The organism is Mucilaginibacter sp. P5_A6 (assembly GCF_056400585.1).
Genome location: NZ_JBFUKZ010000047.1, coordinates 1 through 11,641, shown reverse-complemented (window position 1 = coordinate 11,641; position 11,641 = coordinate 1). Strand labels below are relative to the sequence as shown.

Annotated in this window: 10 protein-coding genes; all 10 read right to left on the bottom strand. The window is 38.4% G+C overall.

Translation table 11 applies throughout. The features are described 5' to 3' along the window. Nucleotides 1–632: glycosyltransferase family 2 protein (locus AC1DO4_RS27005; RefSeq protein WP_477420873.1), on the bottom strand; the 632-nt coding region annotated here is incomplete at its 3' end. 65 nt (nucleotides 633–697) lie between these two features. Beyond that, the gene (locus AC1DO4_RS27000; RefSeq protein ID WP_477420872.1) at nucleotides 698–1,846 is read right to left on the bottom strand and encodes a hypothetical protein; all 1,149 of its coding nucleotides are present in this window, start codon (nucleotides 1,844–1,846) and stop codon (nucleotides 698–700) included. Further along, nucleotides 1,827–2,354, bottom strand: a complete 528-nt coding sequence (locus AC1DO4_RS26995; RefSeq protein ID WP_477420871.1) for an acyltransferase — start codon at nucleotides 2,352–2,354, stop codon at nucleotides 1,827–1,829. Before AC1DO4_RS26995 ends, AC1DO4_RS27000 begins: the two co-directional genes overlap by 20 nt. After that, nucleotides 2,351–3,490, bottom strand: coding sequence for a glycosyltransferase (locus AC1DO4_RS26990; protein ID WP_477420870.1), 1,140 nt, complete (start codon nucleotides 3,488–3,490; stop codon nucleotides 2,351–2,353). Before AC1DO4_RS26990 ends, AC1DO4_RS26995 begins: the two co-directional genes overlap by 4 nt. Beyond that, nucleotides 3,487–4,962 carry a hypothetical protein gene (locus tag AC1DO4_RS26985; protein WP_477420869.1) on the bottom strand — a complete coding sequence of 492 codons (1,476 nt, stop codon included), beginning with the start codon at nucleotides 4,960–4,962 and terminating at the stop codon, nucleotides 3,487–3,489. The genes AC1DO4_RS26990 and AC1DO4_RS26985 overlap by 4 nt, the downstream gene beginning before the upstream one ends. After that, nucleotides 4,955–5,545 (bottom strand): acyltransferase, encoded by a 591-nt coding sequence (locus tag AC1DO4_RS26980; protein WP_477420868.1) that lies wholly within the window; start codon nucleotides 5,543–5,545, stop codon nucleotides 4,955–4,957. The genes AC1DO4_RS26985 and AC1DO4_RS26980 overlap by 8 nt, the downstream gene beginning before the upstream one ends. Beyond that, nucleotides 5,539–6,804, bottom strand: a complete 1,266-nt coding sequence (locus AC1DO4_RS26975; protein ID WP_477420867.1) for a lipopolysaccharide biosynthesis protein — start codon at nucleotides 6,802–6,804, stop codon at nucleotides 5,539–5,541. Before AC1DO4_RS26975 ends, AC1DO4_RS26980 begins: the two co-directional genes overlap by 7 nt. Before the next feature lie 21 nt (nucleotides 6,805–6,825). Further along, nucleotides 6,826–7,821, bottom strand: a complete 996-nt coding sequence (locus AC1DO4_RS26970; protein WP_477420866.1) for an SDR family oxidoreductase — start codon at nucleotides 7,819–7,821, stop codon at nucleotides 6,826–6,828. A gap of 17 nt (nucleotides 7,822–7,838) precedes the next feature. After that, nucleotides 7,839–9,131, bottom strand: a complete 1,293-nt coding sequence (locus tag AC1DO4_RS26965) for a nucleotide sugar dehydrogenase (RefSeq protein ID WP_477420865.1) — start codon at nucleotides 9,129–9,131, stop codon at nucleotides 7,839–7,841. A gap of 78 nt (nucleotides 9,132–9,209) precedes the next feature. Then, the coding region (locus AC1DO4_RS26960; protein WP_477420864.1) for a GumC family protein at nucleotides 9,210–11,641 on the bottom strand (2,432 nt) is incomplete at its 5' end.

The window sequence follows — 11,641 nt, the reverse complement described above, 5'->3', positions numbered from 1 at the left end:
GCCTTGTACTTATTGCGCGATACCGAGTTTTTCCGGATACGATATGTTGCAAGCGGTTGCTGAATACCGTACGCATGCCCTACCTTTTTAAGTATAGATAGCCAAAGCCCGTAGTCCTGTCGCTTGGGTATATCGGGCATATAGAATTTGCCTGTATATTCTATATCAATTACCGCTGTGAGGCAGGAAATAGGACATGTTTTAAGTAAACTTTGATAGCTTACCTTAAGCGGCACTATAAAATCTGTGTATAAGGGTTGTAATTTTTCATCAACACGGGTATAGGAAGAGAATATAAAGGGGTAACTATTTTCAAACATAAAATTTAAAGACACCTCAATAAAATCTTCCTTCCACAAGTCATCACCATCTAAAAAAGCCAAATATTTTCCACTGGCCACCTCAATGCCCCGGTTGCGTGTTTTTGCCGGTCCGGAATTTTGGGTGTTTACAAGATATTTTATGCGGCTATCCAAACCAGCCTGCGTCTTAATTATGTTAAGGGTATCATCGGTTGAATTATCGTCAATTATGATCATTTCCCAATCAACACAGGTTTGGCTCTGTACAGATTTTATTGTTTGCTCAATAAATGCTTCACAATTATATGCAGCGGTTATGATAGAGATCATTATCTGTAAATATTTAAACTAAAGTTGAACATGACATTTACTTAAAATGATCGTTTTGTAAACAGTTAGTCGATCTGTACATTCTGCTGATCTTTTATGGCTTCCTTTATTTTACCAACCTCGCTTTCATCGCCCTTTTTCAACAGATTGCTGACGATGGGCCGGGTAATGCGCAAGTGCATACCATAGTTACGTAAGGGTAATTTCAAGGCAGATAAACGGTTATTGATCCAAACAGGATTAGCTATCTGTATATTGCCAATTAAAGTTTGACTATTAGGCTTACCGGTAAGCGCTAAACCATTACCGGAGTTTTCATCAATCGGGGCGGTAATAGTTATTGATGTTTTCCCCTGCTTTCTGTTAACCAGCTGTTGAAGAGAAATTACAATGCCATATTTAGGATGATTAAACGTTACCACATTACTGATATTGATATTATCGATAACATCAGTTGCCCGGTTGGGCTCAATGTCAATTCCGCTTTGCGGCATCTGCCCGTTGCTATTTGCTATAACGCCGCCACTGATGTTTAACCCGTTAACTGATGTTATTGAGATTCCATTCCTGCGGTTATCATCCAGCAGTGGATCATATATATTAATGTTTGTGGATGTTTTATTTTTTATCTGTCCAATATATATTCCATCTCCCCAACATTTAAATACCCTGGGGTTAACTATCGTCACATTTTTTGATGCCCTAATGGCTATACCCATTCCCCATTGTCCTTTGCCTCCGTTGTGGCTGGTTTTGTCACCATAAATTACGGGGAAATAAACCGATACATTTTCAACATTATGAATCCTCATGATCTCATATGTTGCAAGCGAACTCGACTTTAGTATAATTTTTGAGCTGTCATTAAATACAACGATTTGACCAGTATTTAAACTAAGTCCCGAATCGTTTATCATAACCGGGAAATCGGGCATCAGCACAATAGCATGGTTATTTATTGCAGTTTGCATATATGCGGTATAATCAACAGTACCATTTGTTACGTAATTAGCAGGCAACATCCGGGTAATATCAAAAGCCAATTGCTTTGCATTTGCAGCCAGGTTCAATACATCCACCGAAACACGCTTCTCAAGGTATTTACCGGGAATTGATTTATAAACAAAATCTCCGGTTTGTGAATAGCCATTGCACGCCGAAAAAATCAGGCTTACCATAACAAATACAACCCGCTTATAAAACTTCATTATCATGATTAATTGGTTTTAATAGCCGGGCCGGCACGCCGCCATATAAGCAGTCGGCCTGGTCAAATGCTTTTGTAAGTACAGAGCCTGCCGCCAGTATGGAGCGCCCGGGCAAAGTGCTCCCGGCTGTTACTGAGCAATTACCCCCTATCCATGAGCCGGCCTTAATAATCACCGGCTGTGCAACATGCGGACCGTACCTGTAAGATTTATTTAAAAATGTATGGTTACCGCCGGAGATAAGACAATTAGGACCTATTAAAACTTCGTCGCCGATATCAACAGCAAGCCCAATTACTACTACCCGATGGCCAAATAGTACATTTTTGCCTATAGATAAACCCGTTAATGAATTAAAGATAACTGTTGATGGTACCTGCAAATTATGCCCGCATTTTTTCATCATAAGCGAATACATACTGCCCCTTAAACGCATAATTATTGGGATATCCGGCAGCCATGCTGTTGTTATGCGCACAAACCATGAGTATATAATTGATATCCTGATTTTCATTCAAATATGTTTTTAATAAACCGGGCTGTAGTGTACCGTCGGGCCTTTTCAAATGCGTTTTTTTTGAGCCGGAGACAATATTCGCGATCGGTTACCAGGGCAGATATTTTATTGCAAAAGTCTTCGGAGTTTCCGGCTTCGACAAAAACAATATCCTTTGTGTGCTCAAAAATGGCCGGCAGTGATCCAACGGGGGTTGAGACAACGTTTATCCCGTTTGCCATAGCCTCTAAAATAACACGCGGAGAACCTTCAGAAAAACTTGCAAAACAAAACAAATCATGCGAGCGGTATAATTTGTTTAGCTCATCCCGGCTATCTATATGCCCGGTAAATGTAATTGCATGGCTTATACCTAAGTTTTTGGCTAAAGCTTTTAACTCCTCTTCGTTTTCACCAGAACCCGCTATGGTAAATACTGTTGCCGGGAATTTCTGCAGTAACAAATGAAAAGCTTTTATTAAAACTTCAATCCCTTTAGCCCTGCGCAGATAACCGGCATACAACAATCTTAACTTATCGCAAGCCGGCAAATTATCTTCATCCATGTAAAAATCATCATCGCCAAGAGTTGATGATATTACCGCCTCTGCTTTTATATCATACCTTTTAAGTTTCTCTTTAATATGAAATCCATTAGTATATACCCGGGCTTTTTTACAGGCTTTCATATACAATAAATGCTCGGGCATAAACAGGTTTATGAGCATTTGTTTTTTTAACTTACTAAAATTAGGATTGGTAAGCGCGGCGTCCACCGGGTCGCCAACAAAATGGATGATGATATCAGTAAAAAAAAACTTACTCAACCAGCCAAATGGAATGGGGTAACGTACATAAACCCGATCATACAAATACCGAAGCTGTTTATAAGCCTTGTAGTACGACCAGAAGTTTTTTACCGCAGATATATAGGTATTTGAATAAGGCAATTCAAATACAAGTAGGTTCCCGGCGTTTTTAAGCGGGCTTAAGCAACTCTTATCACCTGCGCCTAATTGCTTAACCGGAGACAGAAGACAAATGGTACTGTAATATTTAACAATCTCTTTAATATAACCATAATGGGTTGAGGCAATATGAAACCCATCATCATCTTTCTCCAACACCCAGCCTTGTATTAGCAACTTTTTCATGCGGCAAGCTGATTATTTTCGTCCCTAACTGATGTCATTATAAACTTGCCGGATACCAATGATAACATTACGATAATCAACAACATGCGCTTCATAAAAAAGAATATAACATTGTCCAGATCAGCACTGAATAAAAACACAATAAAAAGGATCCACAAAGGCGCTATAAAATTCCGCACATCGGTTTGGGTAAGGGAATATACCCATTTATCAAGCCTGGCAATAAAAAAGGCAAGTGGTAAAAAAATTAAAAAGGCAGAGTAATAACCAAAGTTTAAAATGTATTCGCCGAGTAACCCAAATATTCGGGTAGTATAAAAACCTTTTACTTTTCCGTTATAATCGTATAATAATTCAGTTGCAGCGGTTTTTTTAGTAGTAAGCGATTCTTTATCAACACCCGGTACATAATGAATTAAGCCGCCAATATATGTAGCTCCAAGCTTAGGTTTATAGTTTGAGTTTTGGTAACGATAAACCAAATAAGGCTGAATATCTCCCCTGGCAAAATCAGTCAGCAGCATTTCAAAAACATTGAAATTATACTTATCCTCAGATACATCGAGCGTACCTTCGGTATATGCCGATACTGCTTCAGAACCTCCCTGCTTATAAAACTTATACACATACATAAAGGAGATGAGCATAAAAACGCCAATAACCATCTCCTTTACCTGGAATTTCCTGATAAAATAGTGAATTACCATACAAGCATGCAGCATAGTTAATATGGTATTGCTGCGACTGCCCCTTAACCCGCCAAACAGCATACAGGCTACAAAAAGCAGTACAAGGAAAATCATAACACTTTTACCCTTACGTAGTAAGGGACTATATAAGGCTTTAATGTAGAACAGGAAAATTAAAGCAATTGGGAAAAACTCCGATATTATAAACAAAAGACCAAAACCAGCAAAACCCTGATCTTCAGAGCGGGTTTCGTAAGTTGATATAAATCCCGATATGCCCCCCAGCTTTGCATAAACTATTACCTGGCAAACAAAGCTGATGATACACAACGCATAAACATAATTAATTTTGAGCGCGCTAAGCAGCAGGTAAACTTTTTTGTGTGCCCTGGCCGTACCATAAAAATATTTGTAGGCGTAAATAAAAATTCCCAGTCCAATAGCGTTGAGTGTACCTATGATAAGTACATATGGTTCCCAGTGCTTTGGCAACACTAACGAATTATTGAAAATGAGCCAAAAATTGAGCGCGAAATGCAGTAAGGGAGCAAAATAACATCCAAACCAAAGTGTGCAATAAAAATAGAATACCAGCGGCAGCCTTAAGCCAAATTCATTAGTTACTCCAAAAATGTATATTATCTGGTAAGTTGATAATATGCCACAAAGCGAAACTGGTATCAAATACCAATCAAATGGAATGTTAAAAACCAGCAGCATAAGAAGATCAACGATCAGGGTAAGCACCACGGCTATTACAGATTTGTTTAATTTATTATTCATCTGATAAACCACCCTTCCTGTTTTTAAAAACTCCGGCTTTATCGTTAGCAGGATAAACCTTTTTGTAAAATGTTGCCGGGTTGCCCACATAAATACCATTTTCGGCAAGGCTTTTGGTAACAATGCTGCCGGCTCCAATTATCACATCTTTTTCAATACAAACCCCGGCAAGTACCCTTACACCGCATCCAAGCCAAACGTTGCTTTTAATAATTAATGGCTTGTTTTCGACTGGATTAGCACGAATAGGCAAAGCAGCGTCTCCCCAGGCATGAGTGGTACTTAACAGCGAGCAGTGATGGGCGATAGATACATCGTTACCGATAGTAATGCCGCCATAACCATCAATATATGAACCATCCTGTATACTAACATTATTGCCAATATTAAGCCCTTTCCAGTTTTTTATGGAAACATTTGATCCTATAATCACTTTTTGACCAGCCGTAGCGCAAAGGCTTTTGATGATGCAATACCGTATACCTAAAAATATTTTTTGCGAAAAAGGCTTGATAGCGTCATAAAAAAAAACAAGTATAACTCTTGGTAACAATGCATATATAAAAAGCGTAAACTTTAGCATGCTGTTACTTGTTTGGATATGATATTTATTAGTTTAACCTTGCCCTGCAGCCTTAAACAAACAATGGCAAGCAGCATGGCGCACAAGCAAATATTCACCAGCAGGTAAACCATCCCTGCCCCGTTTAAACCGTATCGCGGGATAAGCAAAAACCCAAGAATAAAGGATATTACAACAAGCGAAGCATACACCGGCAGCTGCACCCGAAACAATTTCATAGCATTGACAGCATTATTTAAAACAAACGCTAAAAATGTAAACAGCGAACCTGCAAAAATTATACACAGTAAAACCTGGTTACCCCTGAAATCCTTATTAAAAAGTATGGGGAACAGGTAATTGCTTAAGGGCACCAATAAAAATTGCGCCAGTCCTAAAACTGTAATGATCAGTGCTTCCTTTTTTAATTTCGATAAAAATTTATCATAATTACCTTCATCATAATGCTGGGCCAGGTAAGGAAGGCTGTTTTGAACTATAGATTGAACAAATATGCGGCTAAAGATAACTAATGATAAATACCCCGAAAACAAACCTAATTCAAAACTATTACGATATTTTTCGAGTATGAACCTGGGTATATTAGGCAATAAATAAACCAATAACAAAGATAATCCTGTTAGTACCCCGGTAGCAACAACCTTCCTGATCAGCGGATGGTATGCCCCAGGCTTAATTTTTACCTGTAAATTTTTAAGCAATCTAAAATCGATAAACATGCTGCAGCAGTAAGCTATAGGCAAGGATATAAGCGCTACCTGGAAGGATTTTATAAACTTAAACATGAGCAGATTCAATATAATGGCCAATACAGACCTGAACATTAACATCTTGCTGTATACCTCTATCTTTTTACGTTTATGAAATTCGGCATGTATGATGTCGCTTATCATCTCGATGCTTTTAAACATGCCGCCCAAAAGAAAAATGAAGAAAATATCCCGGTAAAATAAATAGCCGGTTAAAGCTGTAACTATCAAAAATGCAAGGGAGCAAACTATTCTTATCTGGAAAAAAACATTAAAGCCATATGTATTTGTTTGATCGGCAACATGTATATTCCTTATCTGCAGCGAAAAAAAAGCATAAAACGGCAGTATCCAGGCCATAGCTAACGCATATGACCCCATTTGCGCCGTACCATAAAGCTTCGAAATCAGCATCAATACCACCCACTGGCTTACCGAGCTAAACAAATTCCCTAAATAGGAATATGAGTAGCTTTTTGCATTGCCTTTTTTTAAGAACCGGCTTATCATTGATCTGCTCACTTTCAATGTTTAAGCATTCATACTTAAATTCATTTTATACCAATCGTATGTTTTTTGAAGCCCCTCTTTGGCCAATACCTGCGGTAAATAATTTAAAACATACATTGCCTTATTAACCGATGCCAGGCTTTGCCTTACATCTCCTCTTCTTTCGCCGGCGTATTTAGCGGGGGTTTCAATACCTGCCAGTTCACTTATATACTGCCAGAGTTCGTTTAGGGTAGTTTGTTCGCCGCAGGCAATATTAAATACCTCATGCTTTAATAACTCATCATGAAACAGGGCTTTCATATTGGCCTGCACAACATTATCAACAAATGTAAAATCGCGGCTGGTTAACCCATCACCATTAATGGTGGGGGCTTCATTATGCAACGCGGCTTTAATAAATAATGGAATCACCGCTGCATATGCGCCCAAAGGATTTTGCCTCGGACCAAAAACATTAAAGTACCTCAACCCGATAGTATTAAAATTATATGTTCTTGAAAAAACGTCCGCATATAATTCATTAACATACTTGGTTACCGCATAGGGAGACAGTGGTTTACCTATATTATCCTCAATCTTTGGCAATTCTTTACTATCGCCATAGGTGCTTGAACTTGCTGCGTAAACCAGCCGTTTTACATTAGCATCCCTTGCGGCTGTTATGATATTTAAAAATCCGGTAATGTTAACATCATTGGTAGTAAACGGATCAAGAATTGAACGGGGAACCGAACCTAAGGCAGCCTGGTGCAAAACATAATCTATTCCGTCCATTGCCAGCTTGCATACTTTGGCATCCCTTATATCACCCTCAATAAAATCAAATGCACTGTTGCCTTTAAAAGCCAACAGGTTATTCATTGAACCGGTTGATAAATTATCAAGCACGCGTACCTTACCCGCGTTATTTTTAAGCAGATAATCAACCAGGTGGCTGCCTATAAAACCAGCCCCGCCGGTTACCAGGAAATGGCGGGCGCTAAGGTCCTGTGAATGATATAGTGTGATATCCATTTTTTTATTAATAAATACTATAACCTTGCATCAACCAATTCTTTGGGTAATATTGATTTTACATCATAAATTACCCTTTGACTTTTGCATAGTTTTTCGATGTCCAATTCTTTAAATGCATCATGCGCAACTGCAAGTATTACTATATCGTAGGTGACACCTTCTTCCAGCCGCGCAACACATTTTATATTGTATTCATGTTCAACATCACTGCAGTTGGCCAGCGGATCAAATACAGTTATCCGGTCATTAAACTCCTTTAGGGTATTTACTATATCCACAACTCGGGTATTGCGTACATCGGGGCAGTTCTCTTTAAAAGTGATTCCTAAAATCAACACATTGGCCCCCTTAACAGGAATGTCTTTCTTAACCATTAACCTGATAACCTCATGTGCAATGTATTCGCCCATACCGTCATTCAGCTTGCGGCCGGCGAGTATAATTTCCGGGTGATATCCAACTTCCTGAGCTTTTTGGGCTAAATAATAGGGGTCAACACCAATGCAATGGCCACCAACCAGGCCTGGAGAAAACTTTAAAAAATTCCATTTAGTTGATGCAGCCTCAAGTACTTCTTTGGTATCGATGTTAAGCTTGCAAAATATTTTTGAAAGCTCATTTACAAAAGCAATATTAATATCACGCTGCGCGTTTTCAATAACCTTTGCCGCCTCGGCTACTTTAATTGATGGCGCTTTATGCGTACCTGCGGTGATGATGGATCTGTACAAATCATCTACAATATCAGCCGCCCGTGCCGTTGATCCTGATGTTACTTTTTTTATGCGGGTAAGTGTGTGTTCTTTATCCCCCGGATTTATACGTTCCGGAGAATAGCCTGCAAAAAAATCGTGGTTAAACACCAGGCCAGAAAATTTTTCCAAAACCGGCACACATTCATCTTCAGTGGCGCCGGGGTACACTGTTGATTCGTAAATAACAATATCTCCGTGTTTTAAAGCTTTTCCTACGGTTTCACTTGCCTTATACAATGGGGTTAAATCCGGGCGGTTATATTTATCAACAGGTGTTGGTACAGTAACTATGTAAATATTTGAGCTAAGTATGGCATCATGATCGCTGGTAAGTGTTAGCCTATTTTTCCTGTTCTTACTTAAAACATCGGTAAGCGTGGCCTTATCTGTTTCCCTGRTAACATCAAAACCACGATTAAGCTCATCGATACGCTGTACATTAATATCGAAACCAATAACATTATATTTTTTTGCAAACTCAACTGCCAGCGGTAAACCAACATAGCCTAAGCCAATTACAGTTATTTGGGCATTATACAAATCAAATGACATTATGAGTAGTGTTTAGTTAATAACTTGAGCAATACATAATACAATCCCTGTAGCTTCACAAAGTTTTAATCGCGGTTGTTACTTATGCTTCCTTTTTTTTAATATTTTTTGATATACGCTGGGCTCATGCTCCTCTGTTCCGTAGCCGTAACTATAGTTGTAACCATACGCACCATAGCCCTGCAAATTCTTTTTACGTCCATCGTTAAGAATGATCATTAAATTCTTAATGCTCTTTTTATCGTAAATATCTCTTATAATATTTACCTGGCTTTTAAGCGTATAGTTGTACCTTATCATATAAAGTGTTCTATCTGCAAACAACGATAAATTGTAAGCATCGGCAATAAGTCCAACCGGGGGAGAATCAACAATAATGTGATCAAACTTTTCTCGTAAATGGGCAAATAAGTGGTTTACCTTTCCATTTAGTATTAACTCCGAAGGATTTGGCGGGATTTCTCCGGATCCCATCAGGTATAAGCCTTCAAAACCCGGAACCTGTAAAATCAGGTCGTCCACATTTATTGAATCAGAAACCAGGTAATTGGTGAGGCCTGATGCTGCAGATAAACCCATATCAGTTAGCAGTCTTGGTTTGCGTAGATCAAATTCTAATATGATTACTTTTTTACCCGCCAGCGCCAGCGTGGCTCCCATATTTATGCTAAAAAATGTTTTACCCTCACCGCTCATGGTTGATGTGATCAGCAAAACTTTGTTTTGCCCCTCGGCAGCGGATAATTGAAGTTTGCTTCTTAATAACCTGAACATTTCAGAAAAAATGGTTCGGCTATCTTTTTTTATCAGGAATTTTTCTTTTGATATTGTGTGAATTATTTCTCCTAATACCGGAGCTCCAATATTTTTTACATCATCAATATTTGAAACTTTATTATTGAGCATGCCTATGAATGATATAACCAAAACAGGAATAACAAACCCCGCCAATAAAGCTGCCAATAAAATAACGGTACGTTTTGGCTTTACCGGAATCTCATCCACATCGGCTTTATCGATGATTCTTAAATTAGATACCGCTGCAGCCTGCGACAGACTTGCTTCTTCTCTCTTTTGCAACAGGTATTGATATAAATTCTCCTTTATATTTTGCTGTCTTTTTATTTCCAGTAACTGCCTTTCAATCGAGGGCACATTCTTTTTCAACGATTCAAACTTTACATTTTTACCGCTTAAAGAGTTGCGGGCAATCATAAGCCCCTTTTTAATATTCCGGATATTTTCTAAAATATTTTTTCTTAGGGTTGATAACTGGTCTGTTATACTGATTGCCACGGGGCTGCTTTCAAAATTTGATTTTAATAACCTTTTTCGCTGAAGCTGTAACTGGTTAAAGCTATTAATCAGTTCAACCAAAGTGGGGTCTTGTATGGTTAATGAGCTTGGTACCAGGTCGGCCTGGGTTTTTTGATTAGTAATATAGCTTTCAATAGATTGTAATATACTTATCTGTATCTCATAGTCGCTTAGCTTTTTGTCATAATCGCCGGTGCTTTGCAGGTATTGCTGCGATTCGGAACTGATGTCGGTAACATCATTCTTTTTCTTATAATTTTCAACATCCTTTTCAACTCCGGATAGCTCTTTAACCAGGTAAACCAGCCTGTCATCAATAAACGATATGGTTTTGGAAGCTGTTTCATTTTTGTTCTCAATATTTTCCAGGTTGTAGTATTCAACCAATTTATTTAAAACATCGATACCTTTTTTCGGAACCGAATGATCTAACGAAAGTTTAAGAACGTTACCATTTTTATTAACAGGGGTAATTATCAAATTGTCCAGGTACGACTGAACAAGTTTTTTCATGTTATTAAATTGAAGCGTCACCTCATTATTTACAAGGATATTGGCTGGCAAAGCGGCATTTATTGTAAATAAACCATAAGGCTTTTTAATTTGCCGGCCAAAGTGATACACTGCTTTACTGCTGGCGTCATCAAATGTGAACTGGCTCGCCGATATTGGTACTATGATAATTCTTTTGCCATAAGCAGAAGAATCAAGCCTGGCAATGCTTACCTGTACCGGAACAGAACTTCCGTAAACTTCAGTATTTTTAATTTTACCTCTTTTTTGATAGGTTACCTGTAAATTCAAATCGCGCAGTACACGCTGCATTAAGGTTTTACCTTTAATTACCTCAATTTCATCATCTATATTTTTGCCCGATTTAAAAATTTCAAGATCGCTGAACAAATTACCCATTTGCGATATATCAGATCCCTTTGAATCATCGGTCACTAATATGGTGCTTTCAATATGATATTCTGTTGTGGCATACCTTAAATATAAAAAGGCTGCCAGTAAGCAAAGGGGTAAAGCCAATGCAAACCAGCCCCAGTTGCGCGAATATTTAAAAAAGATGTCCTTTACGTTTACGGGTTCCAGCGGTTGGAGTTGAAAAGGATTGGGTTGTGACATGGTTAAAAGCGAGATTAAAATAGCCGGGATATAATTACAGTAATAATTGTTGCAGCAGCCACAAC